This is a genomic window from Streptomyces sp. NPDC058683, from assembly GCF_042716195.1.
Taxonomy (GTDB): Bacteria; Actinomycetota; Actinomycetes; order Streptomycetales; family Streptomycetaceae; genus Streptomyces.
On record NZ_JBHXSK010000022.1, the window covers coordinates 39267 to 52717 of the forward strand.

The window sequence follows — 13451 nt, forward strand, 5'->3', positions numbered from 1 at the left end:
CCCGTCCGGCCTTGCTACCCCGCGTTCGCCGCCTTCACCAGCGCCGCCTTGTCCACCGCGCCGACGTAGACCTTGCCGTCGTCCGTGATCAGGGCGTTGATCAGCCGGGTCGAGAAGACGGTGCCCTTGCCGAACTTGCCGGAGACCGGGTCGCCGAGCGAGCCGAGGAAGCCGCCGAGGTCACCGCCGGAGGCGGAGTCGGTGGGCAGCCCGCCCTTGCTGCCGGTGTCGAGGACGGCTATGGAGTTCCAGCCCTTGCCGAGGACGTCGAAGCCGTTCTTGCCGAGCTCCTCGGGGGTGTCCTTGCCGGGCGACTTCGTGATCTCGTCGCCCTTGTCGGCCCGGTTCGCCTTGTCGAGGCTGTCGCCCTCGGTGACCTTGGCGCCCTTGGGCGGGGTGAAGTCGAAGGTCGAGGCGGCCGGCTTGGCGAAGCTCACCTGGGTGTAGCCGGCGTCGACCACGGCCGCGCCGCCGCTCGACGGGGTGAGCGTGAACTTCAGCGGGGTACCGGTCTTGGCGTCCACCGCGATGCTGATCGCGCCGACCGTCGTACCGGACTGCTTGGGCTTGATGACCAGCCGGTAGGCGTCGCGGCCGGCCACCTGGGCGGTGCCGTCGACCTTCACCGACGTGGTGTCGTCGACCGACTTGAGGACCTCGTCGGCGAAGTCCTTGGGCGTGGCCGGGGCTTCGTGCTGCTCGGCCTTGCCGGAGTCGGCGGCGGTGGAGTGGTAGACCTCGTTGGACTTGCTGTCGTAGCCCCACACGTCCGTGCCGTTGTGGATGAGGCTGTACTCGGCGCCGCTCTCCAGCAGCGACACCTTCTGCTTCTCGGGGCCGTCGGCGGCCACGCGCAGCGTGTGCGTGCCGGAGGCCAGCTCGGTGAGCTTGGTCGACGGGTCGGCGGACGAGCCGTCGCCGCCCTGGGCCGCGCCGGACGTCAGGCCGCTCTCCAGACCGCCGAGGTCGGGCAGGCCGAGGTCGGTGCTGATCTTCACCGTGCCGGACAGCTGCTGCACGTCCGACTTGGCGATCTTGTTGATGAGTTCCTGAGCGGTGATCTTCGGCAGGTCGGGGTCGCCGGAGTCGGCGAGCGCCGGAACCAGCCCGATCGTGGCCGCGGCCACCCCCATGACCGCGACCGGGACGACGTATCGCGCGGCCTTGCGCCGCCGCTCGGCGCGCAGCTCGTCGTCGGCCTGCGCGGCCCCCGTGCTGTCCTCGGTTTCGTACGGTGCCATGTGTGCCTTACCTCCGTCGTCGGCGGCGGCTGTGCTCGCACGTGTTCCCACCCTGAGCCGCCATTCTCACCCGAATCGGTGAGCGGTGGTGATTTCCGTGGTTTCCATCTCACCAAATCGGGGCCTCCCAGGCGTCAGACCCGGGAGCCAACTCCGCGTACGCCTCCGGTATGACACAAGGGTGGAGGCGCCTGCCCCGACCCGTAGGGGTCGTGCGCGAAGGCGCCTCCTGTCACTTGCTGTCACGTGCCCCGTTCACTCAGTGTTGCTGCACGAACACGTAGTCGGCCCGGTAGGGGACGCCGGCGACGGCACCCGGGGTGCAGGAGCCGGCCGGGGCGACGCCGCCGACGGTGTTCAGGCGCAGGATCTCGCCGGTGTGCGCGAGCAGGCCGTGCTTCTTGCCCGACCGGGTGGTCCGGAGGTCCAGCTCGGGGATGTTGCCGTCGCCGTTCGGCGTCTTGGTCAGGACCGCCCCGGTGACCGCGCTGCCGTCGGGGGCGACCCACTGCGGGGTGCCGGATCCGGGCGCGACGAAGGAGTGCCGGATGCCGCCGCCGAGCTTGGCGCTGACGTCACGCTGGGCGAAGGCGTAGCCGCCGCCGTCGGCCGCCTTGCACTCGTAGATCTGCTTGCCGGTGATGACGGAGGCCTGGAGGCCGCCGCCCCTGAGGTCGGTGACGGTGGTGACGGCGTGCAGCTGGCCGCGGACCGCCCCGCCCGGGAACTCGGTGGTGTGCAGGTTGGCGTAGAAGGCGCCGGGGTCGGTGGTGAGCTGCTTGAGCAGGGCCTTGTCGGTGACCTTGACGCTGCCGGTGACACTGTGGCCCTCGGCCTTCTTCAGGAGCTTCCCGAAGTTGATCTTCACCCCGCCGTTGGTGCCCTTGGCGCCCTGGTGGATGTGCAGGTCGGTCGGCCTGCCGGTGCCGCGCCAGGTCACGGCGACGGTCACCTTGTCCCCCTTGACCTGGATGAACTCCAGCGCCACGCCGTCCTTGTCCCCGACGGCGGGCCCTCCGGCGACGGGCACCTCGTTGGCGCCGCGCAGACTGGCGACGAGGACGACGGAGCCGGTGGAGCCGCGGCCGGCAGAGCTGTGGCTGGTGGCGGCGGATGCCGGGACGGCGGCACCGCCGAGAGCGGTCACGGTGACGGCTGCGGCGACGAGGCTCTTGCGACGCGTTGCATTGATGACCATGATTCCGTTTTCTCCCCCTGTGTCAGCCGACGCCCCCTGCGTCGGCTTCTGGGGAGGGGTACGGAACGGATCCTAGATTGGACTCAGTCCAGGAGTGTGACGTGCGTCACGGCGGTTGCTCCTTGGGTGCGGCCTCTCGGGAAGCCGAGTCGGCAGAACGGGCAGGGGGCTAGCCCGCCCGGTGCACCACCGCGTCGCACAGCTCCAGGAGCGTCACCTTCGCGTCGCATTCGGCCAGAGGGGCCAGTGCGGCCCGGGCCTCCTCCGCGTACCGGACCGTGTCCCGGCGCGCCTGCTCCAGCGCCGGATGCGCCCGCAGGGCCGTCAGGGCCTCCGCGTGCCGCGCGTCGTCCGTGAGGTCGGAGTCCAGCAGCTCGCACAGTGCGATGTCCTCGGCCAGCCCCAGCCGCGCGGCCCGCTCCCGCAGCCGTAGCACCGGAAGCGTGGGGATGCCCTCGCGGAGGTCGGTCCCCGGGGTCTTGCCGGACTCGCGGGAGTCGGAGGCGATGTCCAGGACGTCGTCGGCGAGCTGGAAGGCGACACCGAGGCGTTCGCCGTACTGGGTGAGGACGTCCACGACCGTCTCGTCGGCGCCGGACATCATCGCGCCGAAGCGGCAGGAGACCGCCACCAGCGATCCGGTCTTGCCGCCGAGCACGTCGAGGTAGTGGTCGACCGGGTCGCGTCCGTCCGAGGGACCCGCCGTCTCCAGGATCTGACCCGTCACCAACCGTTCGAACGCGAGGGCCTGGACCCGCACCGCCTCGGGTCCGAGGTCGGCGAGGATCTGCGAGGCGCGGGCGAAGAGGAAGTCGCCGGTGAGGACGGCGACCGAGTTGCCCCAGCGGGTGTTGGCGCTGTCGACCCCGCGCCGCACGGCCGCCTCGTCCATGACGTCGTCGTGGTACAGCGTGGCGAGGTGGGTCAGCTCGACGACCACGGCCGACGGCACGACGCCCGGCGCGTACGGGTCACCGAACTGCGCGGCCAGCATCACCAGCAGCGGCCGGAACCGCTTCCCGCCGGCCCGCACGAGGTGCTGCGCGGCTTCCGTGATGAACGGGACCTCACTTTTGGTGGCTTCTAGCAAGCCCTCCTCGACAGCCGTCAATCCGGCCTGGACATCGGCTTCCAGAGCCTGGTCCCGCACGCTCAGCCCGAACGGCCCGACGGTCACGAGGGGTCTCCTGTCTGCTGGTGTCCACTGGCGATTACACGGTTTGTCGATAGGTCGCTGCCATCACTCAAGTCAGCGTATCCGGTCAGGTTTCGATCACCGAGGGCGCCCACCGTTACACCCCGGGCGCTATCGGATCACGACCGGTATGTTTTTGATCAGCCGATACGATCTGACATCCAATGACTTAACAGGAAGTACCGACAGTTGTCCCGAACCGGGGTGTAAGCCGTGTCCCCGGCCGAGGCGTGAACCGCGTCCCGGACCAGCGCCGTCAGCGCGTCCGACGCCGGACCGTCCGGCAGACCGGCGACCACGGACGGTCACCCACTCCCCGTCCGACGTCACCTGCCCGGAGGTACCCCCTTCGCCGCCCGCCAAAGCCGACGGGGGCACACCGCGCCGATCCGCATCCATACCGCCGCCCTCTACGAGATCACGCACGAGGACCTCCGCACCCCTCTTCGCCGCCAGGACGTTGCCCCCACGCGCGCGAGGCGTCCACTGGCGGACGAGCCCGCCCACACACGCACCTCACCCCCACCTCCCCCACCCGCGGCCCGATGCGCCACGGGCACGTCTCGGCCGATGGGCAGGGCGGGCCCGCGACCGTCGAGCGGTCGACGGCGCGGCCGCGGTACAACGCAAGCCCTCGGCACGGTCGGCTTCTCCCAGGACGGCTGCATCTCCCTCCGGACGGCGGCCCTCGCGCCCGAGCCGCTCAAGGCGGTCGCCGCGGCCCGCTCCACGGACGGCCACTATGACAACGACGGGCGGTGCGGCGGAGGTTCCGCCCTCACGGTGGACACGCGCGCGTGGACGACCGCCCTGCCCGCCGCCGGGTCGGCAAACCCGCCCCCCTCCTCCGACGTGACCGGATTCACGTACGACCGTCACGCATGAACTCCTGGCGCACTCCTGGACCTTGGGCCGACCGATGGCCTTCGAGACACCCGAGGAGACCAAGCCGCCGGATGCCGACCTGCCCACCGCACACGATCAGCGGCACGCGCGCGTACCCGGACCGTACGGAGTTCACGAGGGCGCGCCGGAGAGGGCACACGACCGGATGAACCGGATGCCCAGAGCCCCCTGCCGATCCACACCCGACCGGACCCCACCGGTTCCGCCCCACCGGGCCGGAATTCCTCTGAATAAGGCAATTCGGACAATCTATTGAATTTCCTGTGATGCGGGTCACTTAACCCACCCCAATCAAGGCAATCCACGCGAATGACAGCGGGACACTTTTCCGCCGATGCCCGGAAAAACGGATTCCATGAATCCCTCTTGTCCGATTCGCCGCAATTGCCGTTTCGTGAAGTGGGTCACGTGGCCCGGAGTGCCACCGAGGCGGTAAGGCGACCCTTTCTTTCCTTTTCCTGTGGGCGAGTTGAGGCTTGGCAGACGCAAAGGATCAAGTTACCCATACGGCTCAGATCAAGGTCAATGGGTGTGTTGTGTGAATCAGGCACTTGTTCCGGACATGTGCTCTCGCATACGTTCCCGCTCGCCGGGCGGACGCCGAATCCTGCCGCCGCCCGTCGTGACCCATCGACGAGTCCATTCGCACGGCAGGAGCGGGGAAACCAGGTAAGTCGCCGGACCGGGCGACCGACGTCACCGACGGACGTCGTACCGGAACGGCTAGGGGTGAAGTCGCCTCGCCTCAGGGCGGCGCGGCCGGGCACTCCCCGGGCCCGAACCCGACAGCTCACCTCGCAGGCGACGGAGAGGAACTACGCCATGTCTGCTGCCGCCCAGCACCGCTGTCCCCGCCGTAACCGCATCATCCGCACGCTCGCCATCGCCAGCACCGGCGCCGCCGTTCTCGCCCTCCCGCTCATCGGGGCCACGGCAGCTTCCGCCGCCACCTCCACCACCTCGACGGCCTCGACGACGCTCGCCGGGTACCCGAACAACCTCGACGGCTGGATCCGCGAGTCGCTCGCGATCATGGCCGAGAAGCACATCCCGGGCAGCTACAACGGCATCTACCGCAACGTGATGCGTGAGTCCTCCGGCAACCCGCAGGCCATCAACCTCTGGGACTCCAACGCGGCCGCCGGCATCCCGTCCAAGGGCCTGCTCCAGGTGATCGACCCGACGTTCAAGACCTACCACGTGGACGGCACGTCGTTCGACATCTACGACCCGGTCGCGAACATCACCGCCGCCTGCAACTACGCCGCCGCGCGGTACGGCTCGATGGACAACGTGCACGGCGCGTACTGACCGGCACCGTCAGCCGAAGAGTCTTTCGAGGACGACGGCGATGCCGTCGTCCTCGTTCGACAAGGTGATCTCGTCGGCCACCGTCTTGAGTTCGGGATGGGCGTTGGCCATGGCCACCCCGTAGGACGCCCAGTCGAACATGGGGATGTCGTTGGGCATGTCCCCGAAGGCGACGGCCTGTTCGGGGCTCAGTCCCAGATGGTCGGCGGCCAGCGCCAGGCCGGTCGCCTTGGTCACCCCGCACGGCTGGAGCTCGACGGTTCCCGGCCCCGACATGGTGACCGTCGCCAGCGAGCCCACCACCGCGCGCGCGGTCGCCGCCAGTTCGTCGTCGGACAGGGTGTGGTGGCGCAGCAGCACCTTGCTGATGGGCGCGCACCACAGGTCGTCGCGCCGGCCCACGCGCAGCGCGGGCAGCGTGGGGTGGGGCATCAGATAGCCCGGCTCGATGAGCGTGAGCCCGTCCACGCCGTCCTGGTCGACCGCCGCGTACACCTGCCCGACCTCGGCCTCGATCTTGCCGAGGGCGGTCTCCGCCAGTTCCCGGTCCAGGGTGACCGACCACAGCAGCCGGTCCGCGCCGGCGTCGTACACCTGCGCGCCCTGGCCGCAGACCGCGAGTCCCGTGCAGCCGAGGTCGTCCAGGAGGGGGCGCACTCTCGGCGCGGGGCGGCCGGTCACCACGAGATGCCGGGCGCCGGCCCGGCCGGCCCGCGCGAGCGCGGCGAGCGACCGTTCCGACAGGGTGTCGTCGGCGCGCAGCAGCGTGCCGTCCAGGTCGGTGGCGATCAGTGAGTACGGGGTGGGTGCGACCATGATCAGAGAATACGGACAGCACGCCCCTGAGACTCACTGTGCGTTTCGGCCTCAAGTGGCGCCCGCCGTCGCCGTGATGGGGCGTTGTCAGTGGGGCGCGTTACGTTGGCGGTGGGTTGAGCGCACCGATCGGACGGGGGCGGGCGTGGTGACGGACGGACCGGGAGACTTCCGGGCGCATCTGCTGGAGGCGGCGACCGGGGTGCTGGAGCGGTTCCCGCGGGAGCTGCGGCCGGAGATCTACGCGCTGTCGTTCCGCATCTGGCGCGTCGAGCACGACGATCGCAGACCGTACGTGGCGATCGGCTACAACACCGAGAGCCAGTACGACGCCGAACGGAACCCGGCCGACCCGGGCGAGGCGCGCTGGAACTACGCGTGCTGGCTCCTCGACGGCTTCGAGATGCTCGGCAACTGTCCCGAGGACCCGGTCGGCGGCGCGCTGTACGCCGAAGAGGTCCGGCGGCTCGGACTCTGGTTCGACGGGGACGGCGACGGCCCCGAACTGGACGCGAAGCGTGACCTGTTGGGGCTGCACTTCGCCGACGCGTGCATACGGCTGGCCCAGGACCTGCATGCCGGAGGCCGCATCGAGAAGGTACTCGGGCGGCCGCTGCCGGTGGTGGTCTTCGACATGTACTGCCCGGGCTGGGAGGTCGAGGCCACGGAGGCGGCCAACCCGCCCGAGCTGATCGAGGAGTTCCTGGCCTGGCAGCGGGCGGCCGCGGAGGCGTAGCCCCGGAGCCGGGTGGCGGCCCGGCCCCGGGACGGGTGTCAGGCGTGGGCGGCGGCCATGTGCTTGGCCAGACGCGGCGAGGCGAACTCCGTACCGCACACGAACCGCATCACCGGTCCGTACGACGCCGCCGCGGGCAGGCCGGTGAAGTACAGGCCGGGCACGGAGGAGACGTATCCGGCGCCGAGTTTCGGGGCGCCGCGGCTGACCGCGACGCGGGTGCGCAGCTCGGGGCCGAGGAAGTCCATCGCCGCGGTGTCCACGCGGTAGCCGGTGGCGGCGACGACATGGTCGGCGGTGAGCCGGTCGGTGCGTCCGTCGTGGGTGCGGACGGTGAGGACGGGGGCTCCGTCGGAGGTGTCGGCGCCGGTCACACCGGCGACCTCGTGGACCTGGACCTTGTCCTCGAAGCGGTCGCGCAGCCACCAGGCGCCGAGCGGGCCGAGCACCCGGCGGACCAGGTGGTGGCGAGTGCGCGCGGGGAGGTAGCGGTAGGGGTGCGGGTAGTAGCTGAGCGCCCACAGCGACCAGGCCCGGCCGAACGGGGACTCCGGGCGCAGCCGGGGCTGGTCCCAGGGCGGGGCGCCGAAGGCGACCTTGCCGCGTCCGCGTGAGACCACCCGCACCTGGGCGCCCGCCTCGGCAGCGAGAGCGGCCGTCTCCAGCGCGGACTGCCCGGACCCGACGACGATCAGTTCCTTGCCGGAGAAGCGGGTCAGGTCGTGGTGCTGGGAGCTGTGCGAGACGGTTCCCGCGGGCCCGTCCGCCGCCGCTCCCACGAGCTCCGCGGGAAGGTGGGCGAGCCCCGACAGACCGGTGGCGACGACGACCGCGCGGGCCGTGAACAGCTCCCCCGAGTCCAGCTTGAGTTCGAACCCGGCCGCCTTGTCGCGGTCCACGGAGACCACCCGTACCCGCTCCAGCTCGGGCACCAGCTTCTGCTGGAACCACTCGCCGTAGCCGATGAAGGTGTCCACCGGGATGATGTCCTCGTCGGTCACCAGCCTGCGCAGGCCCGCCGCGTCGCAGTAGTCGGCGAGGGTGTGCCCGCGCTGCGGGCAGTCGAGGTTGGAGGCGGCGGGCGTCGACTTCAGGAGCATGCCCTCGGGCATGTGGTCGCGCCAGCTGACCATGGGATCGCCGAAGACCCGGACGGGGATGCCGCGCGCCCGCAGATGGGCGGCGGTGGACAGGCCGAAGGGCCCGGCACCTATGACTGCTACCGGTTGGATCACGAAGTCCCTCCCCAGGAACGTGGTGCCTACTTCGTGGAGGTGCTGGAACCGCGGCGGTTGGTGCGCCACAGCTGATAGAGGTGCTTCGCGCCCGGACGCACGAAGCGGGCGAGCATCGTGACGAACGGCAGCGGGTCGTCACCCGCGAACCAGGCCAGCTCGGTCCCGCTCGGCCGCTCGGGTGCATGCGGCGTCGTGTAGCCGCTGCGGCGGTAGGCGAGGAGGGCGGGCAGGTCGATGTTCTCCACGACGTACCGGTGGCCGGCGCGCTGTTCCCCCTCCGGGACGCGGCGCCCGGTCAGATCCAGGTGCATGGCACGGACCACGTCCACCCCCGACTCGCTCTCGAAGAGCCGGAACTGGGCGCCCATGCGCGGGTTGAAGTCGAGCAGCTTGTACTGCCCGTCGCGGCGGTCGAAGCGCAGGTCGAGGTCGATGATGCCGCTGAAGCCGATCTGTTTGATGAAGCGCGCGGCGAGGTCGGCGAGCTCCGGGTTGTCGACGACGTACGCGTTCGCGGTCATGCCCGCGTGCGGCGGCCACGAGCGCACCTTGACGCCGGTGAACAGAGCGCGCGGGTTCGAGTCGGCGTCGAAGTAGGCGTGCACGATCCAGTCCTCGGCGTCCTCCCTCGGGAGGTACTCCTGGAGGATGACACCCGGATGGGTGCCCCAGTCACGCGCGAGAGTGAGCAGTCCCTCGCGGGTGGCGATCTTCGTCGTGCCGTTGACGGCGGGTCGACTGCGCCGGACGAACGCCTCGCGGTTCTTGGCGACGATCGGGAAGCCGGCCTTCTCGGCGAAGTCGACGATCTCGTCGTACGACTGCGGGAAGGCGGCCGCCGGACTGGGGATGCCGTGTTCCACACAGAGTTCGTGCAGCCCCTGCTTGCTGGCGAGCCGGCGGGGCAGTGCGGCCTCCACGCGCGGGAAGAGGAAACGGTCACCGAGCGCGTCCTGGTGCTCCGCGATCAGGACGGCGGCCTCCTCGTCGGTGGGGATCAGCACGGTCGGACGGCCGATGCGGCGGCCGATGCGCAGCAGCCCCTCGACCAGATGATCCGGTTCCTCGGCGCCTGTTGTCGGCCACACGAACGCCCGTTTGAGATAACGGGAGGAGGCCGCCGGTGTGTAGGCGTCCTCCGTGATCGCGTACATGGGAACGCCCAGGCGGCCCAGACTGCGAATCGCGCCGACCCCGCCGTGGTGCAGCGGATAGTCGCCGAACTTGACGATCAGGCCCGGCACGTCGCGATCCGCATCGAACGGCATGCTGACGGCATTCCTGGCCACGGGTCCCCCCACGTGTCCCCCCTACGGACCGGACCCACCCCGTCCGTGTCCCCCAAAGGACGCTAAGCCGGAATTGACCCCTCCGACAAGGCCTATTCGGACATTGCGAACTCTTTAGACACTGCCACGACAGCCAACTCACCCGTAACGTGTGGCCCGACCACATGGAATGCCGCGCAACACCAGAGCGACGTCACCACACAGTCGGCCCAGCGCGGCACGGATGAGAGCGAGGCAGCCACCCCATGCCCCCCTTGCCCCCCTTCGAGGTCCCCGAGGGTGACCCCTTCGGCCCGCACAATCTTCCGTATGGCGTGTTCTCGACTCCCGAGAGCACGGAACGGAGGGTCGGCGTCCGCCTCGGTGACCACGTCCTCGACGCCGGCGCCGCGGCTCTCGCGCTCGGCTCCCCGTACGCCTCGCTGCTGGCCCGCCCGACCCTCAACCCGCTGCTGGCCGCGGGCCGCACCACCTGGTCGGACGTACGGCGCGCCCTGACCGCCTGGGTGACCGTGCCCGCGCACCGCGAGGTGCTCGAACCCCTCTTCCACCCACTGGACGCGGTGACCCTGCACCTGCCCTTCGAGGTCGCCGACTACGTCGACTTCTACGCCTCCGAGAACCACGCCCGGAACGCCGGCCGCATCTTCCGCCCCGACGCCGCCGAACCGCTCACCCCCAACTGGAAGCACCTGCCGATCGGTTACCACGGCCGCGCGGGCACGGTCGTGGTGTCGGGGACGGACGTCGTACGGCCGTCGGGCCAGCGGAAGACGTCGGCGGACCCCTCGGAGGCTCCGGTGTTCGGCCCGTCGGTCCGGCTGGACATCGAAGCCGAGGTCGGCTTCGTCGTCGGCGCGCCGTCGCAGCAGGGACGGCCGGTGGCGCTGGGCGACTTCCGGGAGCACGTGTTCGGGCTCACGCTCCTGAACGACTGGTCGGCGCGCGACATCCAGGCCTGGGAGTACGTCCCGCTCGGCCCGTTCCTCGGCAAGTCGTTCGCCACCTCGGTCTCGGCGTGGATCACCCCGCTGGACGCACTGGAGGACGCACGGATCGCCCCGCCGCGGCGGACGCATCCACTGCTGCCGTACCTCGACGACTCCGCCGAGGAGCCCGCGGGTTACGACCTGCGGATGTCGATCGCGATCAACGGTCACGTGGTGTCCGAGCCGCCGTTCTCCACCATGTACTGGACCGCCGCGCAGCAACTCGCCCACGTGACCGTCAACGGCGCCTCACTGCGCACCGGCGACCTGTACGGCTCCGGCACGGTGAGCGGCACGGAACCCGCCGAGCGCGGGTCGCTGCTGGAACTCACCTGGAACGGGCAGGACCCGCTCGAACTCCCGGACGGCAAGCGGGCGTACCTGGAGGACGGCGACGTGGTGACGCTGTCCGCGTGGGCGCCGGGGCCGGGCGGGAGCCGGGTGGGACTCGGGGAGGTCAGCGGGCGGATCGTGGCGGGGTGAGGGGCGGTCGGGCCGGGCAGCGCGCGTAGGGGCAGGGGCGCGCTGTCCGCCGGGGTGCGGCGAGGAGGACACCCGGATCCTCGTCGGCACCTGACTCGGAGCGCTCCGTCCCGTCATACTGACGGGACACGCACCATGCGAGGCGACGGCGCACGCGTCACGTGATGCGCCGGCGTACGCACTCTGTCGCGCAACGGCGCATCACCCCCGCACCACCCGTCACCCGCACACCCCTCCGATCGGGAAACGGAGCCTCGGCATGACCTTCTGCCTGCTCCTGCTGAGCGTCGTCGCCCTGACGGCCGCGGTGCCCGCGCCGCGTGCGCTGGTGCAGTCCCTGTGGCCCGAGCGGGAGCCGGTGGTCGCGCTGTGGGTGTGGCAGTGCCTGGTCGCCACCGTGCTGATGTGCTGCCTGGCCGCGCTCGTCCTGGGCGCGGCGGCCGTCTTCCACACCGTGCGCGACCGGGTGTTCGCGCCGGCGCCACCGGCGGTCACCGCGGCGTACGACCTGTCCGTCGCGCCCCTGTGGGCGGTCGCCCTCACGGTGCTCCTCGCGTGCGGGGCCGCATGGACGACGGCGATGCTCGCCCGCGAGCTGGTCGAGGCCCGGCGGCACCGCGACCAGACCCGCGCACACCTGCGGGAACGGGCACCGGAACTGCCGGCGGGGCTGCCGGCCGCGCGCGGGCCGATGCTGGTGCTGGAGGACGAATACCCGGACGCCTGGTGGATGCCCGGGCATCCACCGCAGCTGGTCGTGACGACCGGGGCGCTGCACCGCCTCACCGACCACCAGCTCGACGCCGTACTCACCCACGAGCGGGGCCACGCCCGCGCCCACCACGACTGGCTGCTCCACCTGTCCAGCGCGCTGGCCACGGGCTTCCCGCGCGTGCCGCTGTTCTCCCACTTCTGCGACCAGACCCACCGGCTCGTCGAACTCGCCGCCGACGACGCGGCATCCCGCCGCTGCGGCCACCTCACGACCGCCCTGGCCCTGATCGAACTGAACCAGCACCGCGGGGTCCTGTCCTGCGCGTCCAGCCGACGGCTGCTCGGTGAGCGGGTCGACCGACTCCTGGAACCACCACCACGGCTGCTGCGCCGCCAGCGGGCCCTGACGACGACGGTGGCCGCGCTGGTACCCCTGCTGCCGCTGCTGATCACCTTCGCACCGGGGCTGACGGCGCTCGGGTAGAGCTCCTGCCCCGGCTGGAGGTCCGGCAACGGCCGCGCGGTGCAAGGTACGACCTAGGCGCGGGTCGTGGGTGGGCTTGAGCTCTCGTCGCCGGCGAAACCCTCGGCGACTACCAGAGCCGCGGAGATAGCTTCAGCACTGCCATCGTTCGACGGGGAGGGGCGCGACATGCAGGACGTGCAGGGGCAGGACTGGGTCGCGCATGCGGAAGAGCTTTTCGAAGCGGCGATGTTCGGCAGCGACACATCCGCATTGGACCGGTCCGACGACGTGCTGGACGCTGTCGAGGCGCCGCTGTCCATGGCGCGGGGCAAGGTCCTGCATGTGCGCTTCCTGAACCACCGTGAGGAGAACACCCAGGAGTTGGTGCTGTTCGAACGGGCGGCCGAGCTGTACCAGCGGCTGGGAAACGCGTCGGGTGAGGCGGACGCGTTGTTCTGGATCGGCTGCTGGCACCAGGTGGTGAAGGGCGACGGCGCCACCGGCAGACCGTACTTCGAGCGGTCGTACGCGCTGGCGCAGTCCGTCGACGACCGGATGACGATGTCCTACGCGATACGCCACCTCGGCTTCGCCGACAAGGACGCGGGCGACCTCGACCAGGCCCGTGAACGGTTGACCGAGTCGGTGTCGCTGCGCCGGGCGATCGGCTTCAGGCCCGGGGAAGCGGCCGGCCTGGTGGCACTGGCCCACCTCGCGGCCGAGACGGGGAACAGATCGGGCGCGCTCCACCACCTCGACGAGGCACAAGCGGTCGCCGAGAGCTGCGGAGCCAAGGCCGTGACGGGGTGGATCGAGCAGGCCCGCACGATGCTCCAGGCTTAGCCGTCCGACGGCGCGGTGGTCCTCGT

12 protein-coding genes and 1 riboswitch are annotated in these 13451 nt (G+C 70.7%); of the genes, 6 read left to right on the forward strand and 6 right to left on the reverse strand.

Annotation, left to right across the window (positions count from 1 at the left end; all coding sequences use genetic code 11):
- Positions 1 to 14 precede the first annotated feature (14 nt).
- The 3 genes from ACFWXC_RS24465 to ACFWXC_RS24475 all read right to left on the reverse strand — a co-directional run bounded on the left by ACFWXC_RS24465 (position 15) and on the right by ACFWXC_RS24475 (position 3616).
- Positions 15 to 1241, reverse strand: coding sequence for an outer membrane lipoprotein carrier protein LolA (locus tag ACFWXC_RS24465; RefSeq protein ID WP_384481920.1), 1227 nt, complete (start codon positions 1239 to 1241; stop codon positions 15 to 17).
- A 259-nt stretch (positions 1242 to 1500) separates the two neighbouring features.
- Positions 1501 to 2439: a CHRD domain-containing protein gene (locus ACFWXC_RS24470; RefSeq protein WP_384481922.1), complete on the reverse strand. Its 939-nt coding sequence runs from the start codon at positions 2437 to 2439 to the stop codon at positions 1501 to 1503.
- Positions 2440 to 2608: 169 nt separating this feature from the next.
- Complete coding sequence (locus ACFWXC_RS24475) at positions 2609 to 3616, reverse strand: polyprenyl synthetase family protein (protein WP_384481923.1); 1008 nt, start codon at positions 3614 to 3616, stop codon at positions 2609 to 2611.
- 588 nt (positions 3617 to 4204) lie between these two features.
- Between ACFWXC_RS24475 and ACFWXC_RS24480 the strand changes: the two genes are divergently transcribed.
- Positions 4205 to 4519, forward strand: coding sequence for a CocE/NonD family hydrolase (locus ACFWXC_RS24480; protein WP_384481924.1), 315 nt, complete (start codon positions 4205 to 4207; stop codon positions 4517 to 4519).
- Positions 4520 to 5161: 642 nt separating this feature from the next.
- A riboswitch (cyclic di-AMP (ydaO/yuaA leader) is annotated at positions 5162 to 5357 on the forward strand.
- A gap of 5 nt (positions 5358 to 5362) precedes the next feature.
- Positions 5363 to 5851 carry a transglycosylase SLT domain-containing protein gene (locus ACFWXC_RS24485; protein ID WP_384481926.1) on the forward strand — a complete coding sequence of 163 codons (489 nt, stop codon included), beginning with the start codon at positions 5363 to 5365 and terminating at the stop codon, positions 5849 to 5851.
- Between the two features lie 9 nt (positions 5852 to 5860).
- Here ACFWXC_RS24485 and ACFWXC_RS24490 read toward each other — a convergent pair whose 3' ends face one another.
- Complete coding sequence (locus ACFWXC_RS24490) at positions 5861 to 6667, reverse strand: HAD family hydrolase (protein WP_384481928.1); 807 nt, start codon at positions 6665 to 6667, stop codon at positions 5861 to 5863.
- Between the two features lie 148 nt (positions 6668 to 6815).
- On the opposite strand from ACFWXC_RS24490, the gene ACFWXC_RS24495 reads away from it, so the two are divergent.
- On the forward strand, positions 6816 to 7403 hold the full coding sequence (locus ACFWXC_RS24495; protein WP_384481930.1) for a hypothetical protein: 588 nt from the start codon (positions 6816 to 6818) through the stop codon (positions 7401 to 7403).
- A gap of 38 nt (positions 7404 to 7441) precedes the next feature.
- On the opposite strand, the gene ACFWXC_RS24500 is transcribed toward ACFWXC_RS24495, so the two are convergent.
- Positions 7442 to 8638 (reverse strand): FAD-dependent oxidoreductase, encoded by a 1197-nt coding sequence (locus ACFWXC_RS24500; RefSeq protein WP_384481932.1) that lies wholly within the window; start codon positions 8636 to 8638, stop codon positions 7442 to 7444.
- A gap of 26 nt (positions 8639 to 8664) precedes the next feature.
- Positions 8665 to 9909 carry an ATP-grasp domain-containing protein gene (locus ACFWXC_RS24505; protein ID WP_384481934.1) on the reverse strand — a complete coding sequence of 415 codons (1245 nt, stop codon included), beginning with the start codon at positions 9907 to 9909 and terminating at the stop codon, positions 8665 to 8667.
- 275 nt (positions 9910 to 10184) lie between these two features.
- Here ACFWXC_RS24505 and fahA point away from each other — a divergent pair, with 275 nt between their 5' ends.
- The 3 genes from fahA to ACFWXC_RS24520 all read left to right on the forward strand — a co-directional run bounded on the left by fahA (position 10185) and on the right by ACFWXC_RS24520 (position 13425).
- Entirely contained in the window at positions 10185 to 11402 is a 1218-nt protein-coding gene (fahA, locus tag ACFWXC_RS24510; RefSeq protein WP_384482128.1) for a fumarylacetoacetase, read from the forward strand.
- A gap of 259 nt (positions 11403 to 11661) precedes the next feature.
- Positions 11662 to 12600, forward strand: coding sequence for a M56 family metallopeptidase (locus ACFWXC_RS24515; protein ID WP_384481936.1), 939 nt, complete (start codon positions 11662 to 11664; stop codon positions 12598 to 12600).
- Positions 12601 to 12768: 168 nt separating this feature from the next.
- The gene (locus tag ACFWXC_RS24520) at positions 12769 to 13425 is read left to right on the forward strand and encodes a tetratricopeptide repeat protein (RefSeq protein ID WP_384481938.1); all 657 of its coding nucleotides are present in this window, start codon (positions 12769 to 12771) and stop codon (positions 13423 to 13425) included.
- The last annotated feature ends 26 nt before the right edge of the window (positions 13426 to 13451 follow it).

Coding starts and splice junctions, on each gene's coding strand:
- ACFWXC_RS24465 (WP_384481920.1), bottom strand. CDS start 1,241: ATGGCACCGTACGAAACCGAGGACAGCACGGGGGCCGCGCAGGCCGAC.
- ACFWXC_RS24470 (WP_384481922.1), bottom strand. CDS start 2,439: ATGGTCATCAATGCAACGCGTCGCAAGAGCCTCGTCGCCGCAGCCGTC.
- ACFWXC_RS24480 (WP_384481924.1), top strand. CDS start 4,205: ATGGGCAGGGCGGGCCCGCGACCGTCGAGCGGTCGACGGCGCGGCCGC.
- ACFWXC_RS24485 (WP_384481926.1), top strand. CDS start 5,363: ATGTCTGCTGCCGCCCAGCACCGCTGTCCCCGCCGTAACCGCATCATC.
- ACFWXC_RS24490 (WP_384481928.1), bottom strand. CDS start 6,667: ATGGTCGCACCCACCCCGTACTCACTGATCGCCACCGACCTGGACGGC.
- ACFWXC_RS24505 (WP_384481934.1), bottom strand. CDS start 9,909: ATGCCGTTCGATGCGGATCGCGACGTGCCGGGCCTGATCGTCAAGTTC.
- ACFWXC_RS24515 (WP_384481936.1), top strand. CDS start 11,662: ATGACCTTCTGCCTGCTCCTGCTGAGCGTCGTCGCCCTGACGGCCGCG.
- ACFWXC_RS24520 (WP_384481938.1), top strand. CDS start 12,769: ATGCAGGACGTGCAGGGGCAGGACTGGGTCGCGCATGCGGAAGAGCTT.